This is a genomic window from Mycolicibacterium baixiangningiae (assembly GCF_016313185.1).
Classification (GTDB): domain Bacteria; phylum Actinomycetota; class Actinomycetes; order Mycobacteriales; family Mycobacteriaceae; genus Mycobacterium; species Mycobacterium baixiangningiae.
Window position 1 is genome coordinate 1275687 of record NZ_CP066218.1, and the last position, 13697, is coordinate 1289383.

14 protein-coding genes are annotated in these 13697 nt (G+C 67.6%); 6 read left to right on the plus strand and 8 right to left on the minus strand.

From position 1 onward, the window contains the following. Positions 1 to 24 precede the first annotated feature (24 nt). Together I7X18_RS06015 and I7X18_RS06020 are read right to left on the minus strand one after the other, a co-directional pair. Complete coding sequence (locus tag I7X18_RS06015; RefSeq protein WP_193044103.1) at positions 25 to 1026, minus strand: cytochrome d ubiquinol oxidase subunit II; 1002 nt, start codon at positions 1024 to 1026, stop codon at positions 25 to 27. Then, a complete protein-coding gene (locus I7X18_RS06020) occupies positions 1023 to 2408 on the minus strand; it encodes a cytochrome ubiquinol oxidase subunit I (RefSeq protein WP_226862901.1) in 1386 nt (461 codons plus the stop codon). The genes I7X18_RS06015 and I7X18_RS06020 overlap by 4 nt, the downstream gene beginning before the upstream one ends. Positions 2409 to 2855: 447 nt before the next feature. On the opposite strand from I7X18_RS06020, the gene I7X18_RS06025 reads away from it, so the two are divergent. Together I7X18_RS06025 and I7X18_RS06030 are read left to right on the plus strand one after the other, a co-directional pair. Then, a complete protein-coding gene (locus I7X18_RS06025; protein WP_404822751.1) occupies positions 2856 to 3554 on the plus strand; it encodes a GAF and ANTAR domain-containing protein in 699 nt (232 codons plus the stop codon). Next, positions 3551 to 3946 (plus strand): hypothetical protein, encoded by a 396-nt coding sequence (locus I7X18_RS06030; protein ID WP_193044101.1) that lies wholly within the window; start codon positions 3551 to 3553, stop codon positions 3944 to 3946. The genes I7X18_RS06025 and I7X18_RS06030 overlap by 4 nt, the downstream gene beginning before the upstream one ends. 15 nt (positions 3947 to 3961) lie before the next feature. On the opposite strand, the gene I7X18_RS06035 is transcribed toward I7X18_RS06030, so the two are convergent. Genes I7X18_RS06035 through I7X18_RS06050 form a run of 4 tightly spaced genes read right to left on the minus strand, consistent with a single transcriptional unit; the run spans position 3962 to position 8517 of the window. Beyond that, the gene (locus I7X18_RS06035; protein ID WP_193044100.1) at positions 3962 to 5806 is read right to left on the minus strand and encodes a CheR family methyltransferase; all 1845 of its coding nucleotides are present in this window, start codon (positions 5804 to 5806) and stop codon (positions 3962 to 3964) included. A 44-nt stretch (positions 5807 to 5850) separates the two neighbouring features. Then, positions 5851 to 6621 (minus strand): STAS domain-containing protein, encoded by a 771-nt coding sequence (locus tag I7X18_RS06040; protein WP_193044099.1) that lies wholly within the window; start codon positions 6619 to 6621, stop codon positions 5851 to 5853. Next, positions 6599 to 7621, minus strand: coding sequence for a chemotaxis protein CheB (locus tag I7X18_RS06045; protein ID WP_193044098.1), 1023 nt, complete (start codon positions 7619 to 7621; stop codon positions 6599 to 6601). Before I7X18_RS06045 ends, I7X18_RS06040 begins: the two co-directional genes overlap by 23 nt. 29 nt (positions 7622 to 7650) lie before the next feature. Next, positions 7651 to 8517 carry an LLM class flavin-dependent oxidoreductase gene (locus I7X18_RS06050; protein ID WP_193044097.1) on the minus strand — a complete coding sequence of 289 codons (867 nt, stop codon included), beginning with the start codon at positions 8515 to 8517 and terminating at the stop codon, positions 7651 to 7653. Positions 8518 to 8619: 102 nt separating this feature from the next. Between I7X18_RS06050 and I7X18_RS06055 the strand changes: the two genes are divergently transcribed. Genes I7X18_RS06055 through I7X18_RS06065 form a run of 3 tightly spaced genes read left to right on the plus strand, consistent with a single transcriptional unit; the run spans position 8620 to position 10848 of the window. Continuing rightward, entirely contained in the window at positions 8620 to 8889 is a 270-nt protein-coding gene (locus I7X18_RS06055; RefSeq protein ID WP_193044096.1) for a DUF4235 domain-containing protein, read from the plus strand. A 13-nt stretch (positions 8890 to 8902) separates the two neighbouring features. Next, complete coding sequence (locus tag I7X18_RS06060; RefSeq protein WP_193045046.1) at positions 8903 to 9046, plus strand: hypothetical protein; 144 nt, start codon at positions 8903 to 8905, stop codon at positions 9044 to 9046. 32 nt (positions 9047 to 9078) lie between these two features. After that, positions 9079 to 10848, plus strand: a complete 1770-nt coding sequence (locus I7X18_RS06065; RefSeq protein ID WP_193044095.1) for a thiamine pyrophosphate-requiring protein — start codon at positions 9079 to 9081, stop codon at positions 10846 to 10848. Positions 10849 to 10851: 3 nt separating this feature from the next. Here I7X18_RS06065 and I7X18_RS06070 read toward each other — a convergent pair whose 3' ends face one another. Beyond that, complete coding sequence (locus tag I7X18_RS06070; protein WP_193044094.1) at positions 10852 to 11619, minus strand: DUF4873 domain-containing protein; 768 nt, start codon at positions 11617 to 11619, stop codon at positions 10852 to 10854. Further along, positions 11616 to 12521 carry an AurF N-oxygenase family protein gene (locus I7X18_RS06075; RefSeq protein WP_193044093.1) on the minus strand — a complete coding sequence of 302 codons (906 nt, stop codon included), beginning with the start codon at positions 12519 to 12521 and terminating at the stop codon, positions 11616 to 11618. Before I7X18_RS06075 ends, I7X18_RS06070 begins: the two co-directional genes overlap by 4 nt. 121 nt (positions 12522 to 12642) lie before the next feature. On the opposite strand from I7X18_RS06075, the gene I7X18_RS06080 reads away from it, so the two are divergent. Beyond that, positions 12643 to 13695: a YihY/virulence factor BrkB family protein gene (locus I7X18_RS06080; protein ID WP_193044092.1), complete on the plus strand. Its 1053-nt coding sequence runs from the start codon at positions 12643 to 12645 to the stop codon at positions 13693 to 13695. The last annotated feature ends 2 nt before the right edge of the window (positions 13696 to 13697 follow it).

Sequence of the window (13697 nt, forward strand, 5' to 3'; positions counted from 1 at the left end):
GCGCCACCGGAGCCCGTTCCTGGGTCAGGCCCGGCTCCACTCCTCGGTCTGCGTGAGCCACAGCAGATAACCGAGCGCGGGCAGCACCAGGACCGCGGCCAGGCCGACCACCACGAGCAACCCGACCAGCGTCGCGTCGGCGCCGGCCGCGTCGGCGATCGTCACCTCGCCGACCAGCAGCCACGGATACTGACCCACACCCCAGCCGGTGATGACGGCGACCACCGCCCCGGCCGCCGGGAACCGCGCCAGCGCGTACCGCCGCCGCCACACCAGCACGAGCGTCGCGATGCCGCCCAGCGCCGCGACGACCAGCAGCGGTGCGCCGCGGCTCGCGAGCCCGGCGGAGAGCACCGGGGCGTCGTGCGCGACGGGATACAGCCCGGCGAAGACGATGACACCGGCGACGATGCCGACGATCAGCGTGCGCATCCGCAGCATGTCGGCGAGCGCAGTGTGGCCCGCGCGCTGGGCGTCCGCGGTGAGGAACACTCCCGCCAGGAATACGCACGTCGTGACCGCCAGCGCACCACCCACCAGCGAGGTCGGGTTGAGCCACGATCCGATCCGGTCGCCGTACCCGTCGGCGGGCACCCGGCCCGAGGCGATGGCCCCGGCGACGGTGCCCAGGAAGAACGGGGTGATCAGCGACGACCCGGCGAAGACCGCGCCGAACAGCTGGGCTTGGCGGAGGGTGCCGGAGTACTTGCGGAAGGCGAAACTCGCTCCGCGCAGCACGATTCCGGCGAGCGCGAGCATCAGCGGGATGAACAGCGTGGTCATCGCGGCGGCGAATGCGGCCGGAAAACCCGTCCACCAGATGACGAGGATGTAGATCAGCCACACGTGGTTGGCCTCCCACACTGGCCCGATGCTGTGATCGACCAGCGTGCGGACCTCACTGCCGCGGCGAGCGTTGCCGGCGGTCAGATCGTAGAAGCCGGAGCCGAAGTCGGCACCGCCGAGCACGGCGTAGACGATGACCCCGAGGAACATCGCCGCGGCGACCACCGTCGCCAGACTCACGGCACCGGTTCCCGCTGCGGTGGCCCGTACGGGCTGGGCAGGTCCTCGTCACCGGCGCGCCACCGCCGGGCCATGGAACGCAGCACGACGACGGCGCCGACGGTCATGCCGAGATAGACCACCAGCACACCGATGTAGCTCCACCACAGGCCGCTGCTCATGCTGGCCGCGTCGCTGGTGCGCAGGGTCTGCCACACCGTCCACGGTTGCCGTCCGACTTCTGTTGCCACCCAACCGAATTCGACGGCAAGGATCGCCAGGGGCCCGGCGATGACGGCGAATCGCAGGAACCAGCGGTTGCCGAGGAGGTCGCGGCGGCGCCACCGCAGGAACCAGTAGAGGACGACCGCCGCGGCGAGCAGTGTGCCAATAACCACCATCGACTGGAACGCCAGGTGCGTGATGTTGACCGGCGGATGTTCATCCTCGGGGATGGTGTCGAGACCGGGCACCGGGGCGTCCCAGGAGTTGCGGGCGATGATCGACCCCAGCCGTGGAATGTCCAGCGCCCAGCGGACTTCGCCGTCGACGAGGATTCCGCCCAGCCGCAGCGGCGCCGGACTCTCGGTCGTCTCGGCGAGTTCGAAGGCCGCTAGCTTCGCCGGCTGGGTGTCGTGGATCCGCATGCCGAGGAAGTGGCCGATGAAGGGCTGGGCCAGGGCCGCCACGGAGGCGAAGGCGAACGGCACCATGAAGCCGAGCCGGTGGTGAGCATCGTTGCGGCCCCGCAGGATTCCGGCGGCATACACGCCCGACACCACCAGCCCGACGACCATGAACGCGGCCACCCACATGTGCAGGAACTGCAACCAGACACCGCTGTTGAACATCGCCCGCCACGGGTTGACGTCCACCACCTCACCATCGCGGATCGCGAACCCGGCGGGGTGGTTCATCCACGCGTTCACCGACACCACACAGAATGTGCCGACGACGCCGGAGACCCCCATCGGGATGAGCATCGCCAGGTGGCGGCGTGGCGGCATGCGGTCCCAGCCGTAGAGGTAGATGCCGAGGAAGATCGCTTCGACGAAGAACGACAGGCCTTCGAACGCGAACGGGAGGCCGAGCACATCGCCGAACCGGCCCATCAGCCCCGGCCACAGCAGGCCCATCTCGAAGCTGAGGACCGTACCCGAGACGGCGCCGATCGCGAAGAGCACCGCGGCGACCTTGGCCCAGCGCCGGGCCAGGCCCAGCGCAACGGGATCCTCACGCACCAGGCCGCGGCGGTGCACGACGTAGATGATGGTGGGAAAAGCCACCCCGAAGCACGCGAGAATGATGTGCCAGCCGAGCGATACCGCCATCTGCTGGCGCGCCGGGAGCAGGCCGGGCGGCTCCCCGCTCGACGCCAGCACCAGGAACTCGGTGAGTGCCATCGCGTGCGCGGTACCCGATGTGGTGGCCTGCAAACATCCACGCGGGCGCATACGGGCGCGGTTGCGTTTCTCGCAGAGCTTCCGCGGCCCGTCGGCTCTGGCGGCAGACGGTCGCGTACGTCAAACATATTGTTCTGCAGGGTGGTTCGACTGCCACCCCGCTGCCCTGGACATACCGGCCGCCTGCTCGCGGCCGACGCGCTGCAGTCCGCGCCGGCCTCGGTTGCAGTATGCTGATGACGGCCTTCCCGTCGCGAACCGCACCACCGAGACCGTCGCCCGCGTCGCCACCGAATGGGGTTTCGCACACACTGGCAGGTTCGCCGTGAGGGACCGCGAAGCCGACGGTCAGAGCCCGCACGCCACGTTGCGTGGCGAGACGCCACACGTTCGGAGTCCGACAGCAGTATCGTTTTAACGGTCAGCAGAAGAGGGGGTCGCCGAGTGATCGAAGACCGTCAGAGTGCCCTCGCGCAGAAGCTCGCAGAGCTGACTCGCGACGTCACCGTCCGCAACACCGGCGACCCGCCTGCGGCGCTTGAAGAGCTGGTCGGAAACGCCACCGACTACGTTCCCAACGCCCGGTATGCCGGTATCACCTTGGCCACGCGCGACGGCGCCGTCGAATCGGTCGCGGCCACCCACCGGTATGCGGAGCTGCTGGACCACATTCAGGAGAAACACCAAGAAGGACCGTGCCTGTCGGCTGCCTGGCACCAGCACACCATCGAGGTCCCGGACCTCAAGACGGACGGCCGCTGGCCGGCTTACCAACGTGAGGCACTCGCTGCGACGCCTGTCAGGTCGATCCTCTCCTATCAACTGTTCACCGGGGCGAAGAATCTGGGAGCGCTCAACTTCTACGCTCATCACGCCGATGCCTTCACCGCCCAGGATGTGGAGCTCGGTCTCGTCTTCGCCACCCACGTCGCGCTCACCTGGAACATGGTGCTGCTCGACTCGCAGATGCGCAGTGCGCTGGCCTCCCGCGACATCATCGGGCAGGCCAAGGGGATGATCATGGAACGCTTCGATGTCGACGCCGTACGCGCCTTCGAGCTGCTGAAGCGGCTGTCACAGGATTCGAACACCTCGCTGGTCACGGTCGCCGAGCGGCTGGTGACCGCTGACCATCCATCCCGATGACGGCACCGGAAGAGCAGGACGGCAACCCTGCGGCGCGGCGCGAGGCGGCACGAGTTCGTGCCGACGAACTGCGCCGGCGACGTGAAGAGCTCGACAACGGTGTACCGCCCTCGGATGAAACCGTCGAACGTGCGCGCCGCCGCGCCGACGCGGCCCTCGAACGCGCGATACAGGCCCATGAAGCCGCCGCACTGCGGCACCGGGATGCCAGCGCGGCCCATCGCCGGGTAGCGGCCGTTCACGAGGACGCCGCGGTGCGCGCGGGCGACGGGAACGCGGACGCGCACCAAGACGCTGCGGCCTATCACCGCAACGAAGCCGAGCGGCACGACGCCGCGGCCGCCGAAGAGTGCGATCGGGGCGAAGAGGACGAAGCGCGGCGCCGGGTCTAGAGGCTACTCACCCCGTCAGTTCTGAACTTCCATCAGCAGCAGCGCGCCGTTGACCGTGCCCTGCGGTGACCGGAACGCGCTGCAGGTGACGCGGAGCCGGGCGGTTCGGCCTCGACGGTTGACGGCGTCGACGACCGTTTCGCCCGTGCTGTCCGGTTCGACGAACGCCCGTCCGATGAGCGGGTGGATCTCCGCGATGGGCATGCCCGAGTCCAGCGAGGACAGCGGTACGCCCGTCGTCTCGTCGGCGCGCAGCCCCCACAGGTCCTCACATTCCCGGTTCCAGACCACCACCCGCATCTCGCGGTCGACCACGATCATCCCGAGCTGGACCGAGTTCACCAGTGAATCGAGGAAGGCGCTGGCCTCGTCGAGTTCGACGCTTCGCTCACGAAGGGTGTCGTTGATCGTGTGCAACTCGTCGTTGGTGGACTGGAGTTCCTCGTTCATCGTCTCGAGTTCCTCGTTGGTGGACTGGAGTTCCTCGTTGGTGGTCTCCAACTCCTCCACCGTCGACTGGAGTTCCTCGTTGGTGGTCTCCAACTCCTCGTTGGTGGACTGCAACTCCTCGTAGGCGGCCTCCAACTGGTGATTGACCTGCACCACCTTGCCCACCAGTGCCCTCGTGGCAGTGATGTCGAAGAAGACGATCGATACCCCGAGCAGTCCGTTGTCGACGTCGACGAGCGGGTTGACGTGGATCTCAAACCAGATCGGATCCGGGCCGGCACGCTGCCACTCCACGTCCTCGATACGTGCCGAGCGTCGCTCGACCTTCGCCTGCTCGATGTAAGCGCGCAACTCGACCGGCCGGAACGACACCTCGAGATCACGCAGCAGCCGACCTATGTCGCGCGCAGAGAGCCCGAACGTCGACTCGGCCTGCTGATTGATCATGGCGACCGTGTCATCGCCCGTCACCACGATCTGAGCGACGGGGCTGGCGCGGAAGGCAAGTTCCCGAATGGGCGACAACCCCGGTAGGTCACCGTGCCGCTCGATGGCGGAGACGCTGTCGCGAAGGGGCCCCAGACCGTTCTGCGCGTTGGGCGCCTTCCGGAAGATGCGATTTTTCAAGTCGATCGGAACGAACCGCTCGCTGTGGCTGAGCAACATCTCGGCGTGCCCGAGGAACAGCGTGCCGCGGGGCGCCAGTGCGAATTGCAACCGCTTCAAGACGTTCTGCTGAGTCTCGGCGTTCAGGTACATCAACAGGTTCCGGCAGACGAGGAGATCGACCCGGGATATCGGTGCGTCCTTGACCAGGTCGTTGCGCCCGAAGATGACCGCCCGGCGCAGATCCTTGCGGAAGACGTAGTGGCCGTTGGTGTGGTCGAAATAGCGTTCGAGCAGTTCCGGCGGTATCGATTCGACGGCCTTGGCCTCGAAGGTGCCCGCCCGCGCCTCGGCCAGCGCGTCCTCGTCCACATCGGTGGCATAGATCTTCACCCGCTGCCGGAAGCCGTCCGGGCCGAGCGCTTCGGCGAGGAGCATGGCGACTGTGTAGGCCTCCTGCCCCGAGGCGCATCCGGCGCTCCACACCCGGATCTGGTCGTTGGGGCCCCGCTCGGCCAGCATGGCCGGAATCACGTCGTCGCGGATGACGTCCCAGGCCGGCCGGTCCCGGAAAAAGGTGGTGACGTTGATCAGGATCGTGTTGAACAGGGACACGAATTCATCGGCGGAGGCCTGCAGCACGTCGAGGTACTCCTCGAACGTCTGGAAGCCGGCGTGGTCCATCCGATGCCGGACCCGCCGCATCAACGAGGCGCGCTTGTAGCCGGTGAAATCGAAGCCACGGGTGTCCCGCAGATAGCGCAGCAGCGCTTCGAACGCCTCGTCTGTCTCGCCGCTCGCCATCGTCCACCCGCCCAGTTGTGCCGCAGGATCAGAGTACTTGGCGACTACAACCGGTTCTCCGGGCCCAATACCGCCCAGACGGCCTTACCGGTCGGGGTCGGGGCGTTGCCCCAGGCCCGGGACAGCGCCGCGACGATCTTCAGTCCCGAGGGGCGGTTGACCTCCTCCACGAATTCGTGGACGTTGGCCGCTACGTGGCTGGCGTCCTCGACGGCCACCGTGACGACGGTGCCGTCGGTCTCCAGTCGCAGACTGGGCCGGCTGTCGGTGTGTCCGAGAACATTCTCGACGAACGCCGTGACGACGACCTTGGCGACCGGGACCAGCGCGGCCTGCGACCACGTCGTCAGCCAATCCTCCACGAATTGTCTCGACTGGTTCAGGCTCGAGCGATCAGCCGACAGATCGGCCCGCGCCCGGCGCCGGTAGCGCGGCGGTTCGGCGCCGTCCAACACCGTCAGCGCCTCGCCGAGGGTCGCGTGCACCGGCACATACCGGGCGATGCCGTTGCGCCTGATGGCCGAGCGGCCTTCGCTGTGCTCACAGACGAGCAGAATGGGTACCTCCGGCCAGCGGGCGACATGCCAGCTCGCACTCGTGAACACCGCCCATGCCGACTCGGCGGGTACATCGAGCGCACTGACATCGACGACGACGCCCGCGGGGGCGTCCAGCGCCGCTTTGATGATCCTGTCCCGCAGGGCACGGTAGGAAACGCTGTCCAGACGTCCCCGGCATGTGAGCAATGCCGTATCGCCCACGATCGTCTCGGCGACCGTGATGTCGGTGTCGTCAGCCTTCACCGTGATCGCCATCGAGGGTAGGGGCCGCGGCCAGCCTTTCGCCCAGGACCATGAGGGCGCGGTCGGCTTCGTCGGCCTGCTCGGTGTACTTCTTGCTCAGAGCCCCATGCCTGGCGTTCTCCGCCATTCTGCGGGCGAGCTTCGCTTTCTCGCGCAGACTGCGCAGCGCCACCCACAGGGCACCGTCCACCTCTACGTCGCGGGCCCGCAGGAGGGCGTCCGCAGTCCACGCATGACCGACCTGGCAGCGGTAGTTGATACCGCTCACCGTCTGCAGCGAACCGTTGCAGTCGGGGCAGGTGTAGCCGGACGGGGGACCCAGTGCTTCGGTGTCGAAGTCGGTGGAGAACCGGCTGCCCATGGCGATGCGGTTCTCCAGTTCCATGCTCGTATCGCGTTCCATCTCCCGCTCCTCGATGTCTCGCTCCACCAGCTTCGCGAGGATCCCTCCGATGTCGGAGGCCGCGGCCTGGTGATCGATCAGACCTGCATCAAGAGCGTGCTGCGGCATTGCGGGGAACAGCGCGTCATCGGGATCCTGTGCAACGGTGACGCCGCCCCGGTCCCTGATGGCCTTCGATCCCAGCACGCCGTCGTCGAGCACTCCGGACAGCACCACACTGATCGCACGCGAGCCGAAGCTGAGTGCGACAGAGCGAAACAGCGCATTGACTGCCGGCCGGTGCGCGTTCTCCGTCGGGCCTTCGGACAGAATCACCCGCTGCTTGTCGGCCAGGAGGTGACGATCGGGTACGGCGACGTGGATATGGCCGGCACGCAGCGGTTCACCGTCGACCGCCGACCGGGCGGGCAACGGCCCACTTCGATCGATGATCTTGGCGAGCATGCTCGGCGCACTGGCGGGCATGTGCAGCACCACCAGGACCGCGTACGGGAAGTCGCTCGGCAGACCCGCCGCGAACTGCGTCAGCGCCTCCACCCCGCCCGCCGACGCACCCACCGCCACCACGCCGTACGGTGCGTCGTTCGGTTGGGTATGAGGGTCGACCATCTGTAGGGACGTACCCCGACGGCGGATATCTACACCTTCGCGATGACGTTTTCCGCGAACCACTCGAGATTGCGGATCTTGTCCGCCAGCGGTTCGGTGTCCGGGCCGGTGATGTAGGGGATGCGGAATCCGACGATGACGTCGGTGACGCCCTTGTCCTCCAGCCGTTTGATGCCGTCGACGCTGAACGCGTCGACCGAGATGACGTGGATTTCGAACGGTCCGGTCTGCCCCTGCTCCTCGCGGAACCGGTTGAGCCGAGCGAGTAGACGGTCGAGTTCCTCGGCGTCGCCACCGCCGTGCATCCAGCCGTCGCAGCGCGCGGCCCGTTTGAGCGCGGCGTCGGCGTGGCCGCCGACCAGGATCGGCACGGGCTTCGTCGGGGCGGGCGTCATCTTGGTCTTGGGGATGTCGTAGAACTCGCCGTGGAACTCGAAGTACTCACCGGTGGTCAGGCCCCGGATGATTTCGATGCACTCGTCCATCCGCTTGCCGCGCTTGGCGAACGGCACGTTCATGAGCTCGTAGTCCTCCTGCCACGGGCTGGTGCCGACACCCAGACCCAGCCGGTTGTCGAACAACGCGGCCAGCGACCCGGCCTGCTTGGCGACCAGGGCCGGCGGGCGGATGGGCAGCTTGAGCACGAAGAAGTTGAACCGCAGCGTCGTGGTGACCGCACACAGCGCGCTCGCCAACACGAACGACTCGATGAACGCCTTGCCGTCGAGGAACTCTCGGCTGCCGTCGGGGGTGTAGGGGTAGGTCGAATCGGATTCGAAGGGATAGGCGACGCTGTCGGGAATCGTCATCGCGTCGTAGCCCGCCGCCTCGGCGGCCTTCGCCAGCGGGATGTGGTACGTCGGGTCGGTCATCGCCTCGGCGTAGGTGAACCGCACAGCGCCTCCTGGGGGTCGGTTGCCGCGGATGGACGGCTTGCGAATACTAGAACGTGTTCTAGTGCGATGTTTGAAGAATGCACAGCCGGGAACGCCTCGGCCGTGAGCGCAGCGAAAACCTTCTACAAGCCCCTGGCCCTCGCTAGCAGCATCGGGGGAGGGCTTCTGGCCGGCAAGATCTTCACCGAGATCTGGCAGCGGGCGAACCCGGACGGCACCGAGCCGCCGGAGCCCAAGGACCTCGACAGCTCCGCGCGTCAGATCTTCATCGCCGCGGCCGTGCAGGGCCTGATCGTCGGCCTGGTGCGGGCGGCCCTCGCGCGGGCGCAGGCCAAGGGATTCAAGGCGCTGACGAACGAGAGCCCCGAGTAGCACCATGGCGTAGGTGCGCACCCGGCGGCCAAGGCTGACCCGTAATGTCCGGCTGCTGTCGGGGGTGTCGTTCCTGCAGGACGCCGCCAGCGAGTTGCTCTATCCAGGCGGGATCTTCGCGATCACCGTGGCGGTGCCGGCTCTGCGGCGCCGGTGATTGGCGCCCGGTTCGGCGGGTATGACCCGGCCATGACCGATCTTGTGGCTGATGCATTGGTGGCCCGGCTGCGTGACTGGGGCGCCGACCGGGTGTTCGGGTACGCGGGCGACGGCGTGAACACGTTGCTGGGAGCGCTGCAACGTTCCGGCGCACCGGAATTCGTCTCGACCCGGCACGAGGAATTCGCGGCGTTCATGGCGTGCGGCCATGCCAAGTACACCGGCCGGGTGGGCGTCTGCATGGCCACCCAGGGCCCCGGCGCCATCCACCTGCTGGCGGGTCTCTACGACGCCAAACTCGACAAGCGACCCGTCGTGGCGATCGTCGGGCAGGTGGTCTCGACCGCGCTGGGCAGTGGCTATCTGCAGGAGGTCGACCTGCACACGCTGTTCAAGGATGTGTGCGGCCAGTACGTGCAGACGTTGTTCGCGCCGGAACAGGCCCTGATGGCGCTCGACAACGCGATGCGCACCGCGATCGCCACGTCGACGCCGACCTGCCTGATCATCCCGCACGACGTGCAGCAGATGGAGATGCCCGAGCATCTCGAGCACAGCCACGGAGTGGTGCCGTCGACGGCGGTCAGCGCCCAGGCCCGGATCATCGCGCCCGACGAACAGATCCGGGTAGCGGCCGAGGTGCTCAACGCCGGCGAGCGGGTGGCATTGCTGGTGGGCCGCGGCGCCGCCGGTGGCGCCGCCGAGATCGCACAGGTCGTAGAGACGCTCGGGGCCGGGGTGACGACGTCGCTGCTGGGTAAGCCGGTGCTCGACGAGGGCGAGCCGTGGCACACCGGTGTGATGGGTCACCTCGGCACCACCGCGAGCGCGGAGCTGATGGCCAACTGCGACACGCTGCTCATCGTGGGCTCCAACGATCCGTGGACGGAGTTCTACCCGGCGCCCGGTCAGGCCAGGGCGGTCCAGATCGACATCCAGGCGCGCGTGGTCGGCGCGAAGTACCCTGTCGAAGCGCCGGTGATCGGGCAAGCGGCACAGGCGCTTTCGGCACTGTCGGCACTGCTCGAACCAAAGACAGACCGTCGCTGGCAGGAGCAGGTGCACCAGTGGCGGCAGCGGTGGGACGAGGACGCCGCCCGACGGGCCGCCGTAAAGACCACCGACGCCAACCCCGAGGCCGTGGTGCGGGCGCTGTCCGATCACCTGCCCGCCGATGCGCGAGTGGCGGTGGACACCGGCTCGTCCACCTACTGGTACGCGCGGCACCTCCGCCTACCGCCGGGTGTGCCCGCCCACCTGTCGGGTTACCTCGCCTCGATGGGTTGCGCGCTGCCCTACGGGGTGGCCGCCAAACTCGATGCGCCGCAACGGCCGGTGGTCGCGCTGGTCGGTGATGGGGCCATGCAGATGAGCGGGCTGCTCGAGCTCATCACCATCGCCGACATGTGGCCGTCGTGGCAGGATCCGCGGTTCGTCGTGCTGGTGCTGAACAATGCGGACCTCACCGAGGTGTCGTGGGAGCAGCGTGAGATGGAGGGCAATCCGCGTTTCGCCGCATCCCAGGACGTGCCGCGGTTCCCGTACGCCGACTACGCCGAACTGCTGGGGCTGCACGGCATCCGGCTGACCGATTCGGCCGATGCGGGTGACGCGTGGGCGAGGGCGTTCGCGGCGGACCGTCCGACGGTCATCGAAGCGGTGGTCGATGCCGGGACCCCGCTGCTGCCGCCCCTGATGCCGGACAGCAAGACCGACAAGGTGCGCGATGCGCTCGACCGGGAGGGCCAGAACGCGCTCGGCGAGCGGGTGGCCGATCAGCGCCGCCACGAACAGGATTGACGATCAGCGGGCAGGCACGTGCACGACGACGTCGTCGACGGGAAACGGCGGGGCGCCGACACCGGTGATCGCGTGGCCCCACGGTGTCGGCTCGCCGATCCGCCCTTCGGCGCTCGATCCGTCGACGGCCACGGTGACCGGCTCCGTATGCCTACGGTTCGGCAGTTCGCCGAAAACTGTTCCGCGCCAGTGGTACCGGCCGTCGACCGGATCGAGGTGCCCGGACAACCGCACCCGTCGGATCTGCGTGGACCCGGCGAGGGTGACCAACGCGGGACCGTCGTACACCTCGTCCTCGACGCCGATCTGCGAGTCCAGATCGAACACCGACGGGATCTGCCGCCTCATCCTCCGCCAGTACCACCGGCCCGTCCGCTCGCGCACGTCGGCGGTGCGCTGTGTACGGTGGCGCACCTCGATGCGGGTGGCCTGCGCCTCGGCCATCACGTGCAGACAACCGACCACGTAGCGCCACCTGTGCACGCGGATCCGTCCCGGCCCGGAGATGGTGAAGTGGTTGGGGAACCCGTGCGCGGCGACACCGAGATAGGCCGGCAGCGGGCCACCCGGCGCCTCCGCCGAGACGACGATGCGCCCCCGGACCGTGTCCTCTGCCGTCTGCACCGACCACGTGTGCTCGGCGTCGTCGAACGTTCGGGTGACCGCGGCCGGGTCCGGCAGTTCCGCGACAGCGGGGATCCCCGCATCGCGCAGAACACGAACCGCATCAGGAACGCCGATCGCGATGGCATCGAACACGGTGGTACTCACAGGAATCCGCTGCGCCGCCACAGTCGCCGGGAGATCGGGCCCATCAACCCGGACTCGTCGAGGAACGCCGCCAGCGATGCGAACCCCAGGACCTGGACCTCGCGGCGATGGGGGCTGGTGCGCGCCATCTGCCGCGCCTGACCGGGATCAAGGCCGACCCGGTGATACGGAACCGGATTGGTGAACAGGCGCCGGAAGAACAATCCGCCGACGCCGTTGATGTTGGCCACCCACATCTTGGTGAACCGGCGCATGTGCGGCACCCGCCTGCGCACCCCGTCGCGCGCGAACTGGATGTGGCGCGCCTCCTCGGCGACGTGAATTCTCATGAGGCGCTGGACGACTGGCTGCAGTTCGGGGTCGTCCATCATCTGTCTCTGCAGCGAGTCGAAGATCTCCTCGCCGACGAGCGCGGCCACCCACAGCAGTGAGCCGCGGAACGTCAGCGGCAGCAGGTTGATGATCATCCGCTGGTACCGCTTCGGCTGCACGGGCCTGGCGCCGACCTTGGCGATGGCCTTGCCGAACATCACCATGTGCCGGGCCTCGTCACCGAGTTCGGTCAGCTCGTAGTGGGTGGCGTGTGCGGTCGGATCCTGGTGCATCATCTTGCGCAGGAGGGCCTGGTTGAGGATGTTCTCGAACCAGATCCCCGCCGAAAGGGTGTTGACCAGTTCCTGGCGGGACAACTCGATCCGCTGTTCGCGGGTCATGGTGTCCCACAGCGGTGTTCCGTAGATTGAGACGACCTTGGGTGGCAGGAAGAACTTGTCCGGTTCGAGTGGAGCGTCCCAGTCGATATCGACGATCGGGGCGTAAGACTTCCTGACCGATCCCTTGAGCAGGCGTTCGGAGAATTCCTGCCTGCGGCGGGCGGTGCCGGTCCTGGCCGAGGTTGTCATCGTCGACGTCCCTTCGTTGGCACTTCTGAAGGTAGGGAGGCGTCCACGGCGTGTCAATACTCCGGGTACCGGATACATGTGTCCCGGTTTTGGGACACGGCCGCTCGGGTATCGACCACGCATGGCCGAAGATGCGTCTACGAAAGACCGCGCACCCGATCCGGACGACGCGCGTAAGCCGGATTCGCCGACCGACCTGACCAAGCCGTCGACGATGTACGTGCTGCGCAAGACCGCCCGTGAGTTCGGCCACGACCAGTGCACCGACCTCGCCGCCGCGTTGACGTACTACGCCGTCCTGTCGCTGTTCCCCGCGGTGCTGGTGATGGTGTCGCTGCTCGGTGTCTTCGGCCAGGGCCGCCGGACCACCGACGCGCTACTCGACATCGTCTCGGACATCGCGCCGGCATCGACCGTCGACACCCTGCGTCCGACGATCGAGCAACTGGTCGATTCCCCCTCTGCGGGTTTTGCTCTCGTGATCGGCATCCTCACCGCGCTCTGGTCGGCCTCGGGATACGTCGGCGCGTTCGGCCGGGCGATGAACCGGATCTACGAGGTCGACGAGGGCCGGCCGGTGTGGAAGCTGCGGCCCCTTCAGCTGGTGCTCACCTTCGCCGCACTGCTCGGGGCAGCCCTGGTGGCATTCATGCTCGCGGTGAGCGGGCCGGTGGCCGAGGCCATGGGCAACGCAATCGGTCTCGGCGAAGCGGCGGTGACCGTTTGGAGCATCGGACGATGGCCGGTGATCCTGTTGCTCGTCGTCATCGCCGTCGCCGTGCTCTATTACGTCACCCCCAACGTGCAGCAACCCAAGTTCCGGTGGATCAGCATCGGTGCCGGCCTGGCCATCCTCACCTGGGTCCTGGCCTCGGTGATCTTCGGGATCTACGTCGCGAACTTCAGCAGCTACAACAAGACCTACGGGGCTCTGGCCGGCGTCATCGTCTTCCTGCTGTGGCTGTGGATCACCAACCTGGCGCTGCTGTTCGGCGCGGAACTGGACGCTGAACTGGAACGGGGCCGCCAGCTCCAGGCCGGACTGCCCGCCGAGCGCGAACTCCAGCTCCCGCCGCGCGACACCCGCGTGATCGAGAAGAAGGAAGCCGCGATCGAGGAAGACGTCAAGCGGGCCAAGGCCCTGCGCCGCAGCCGGGGTCGCGACGACGGCTGACA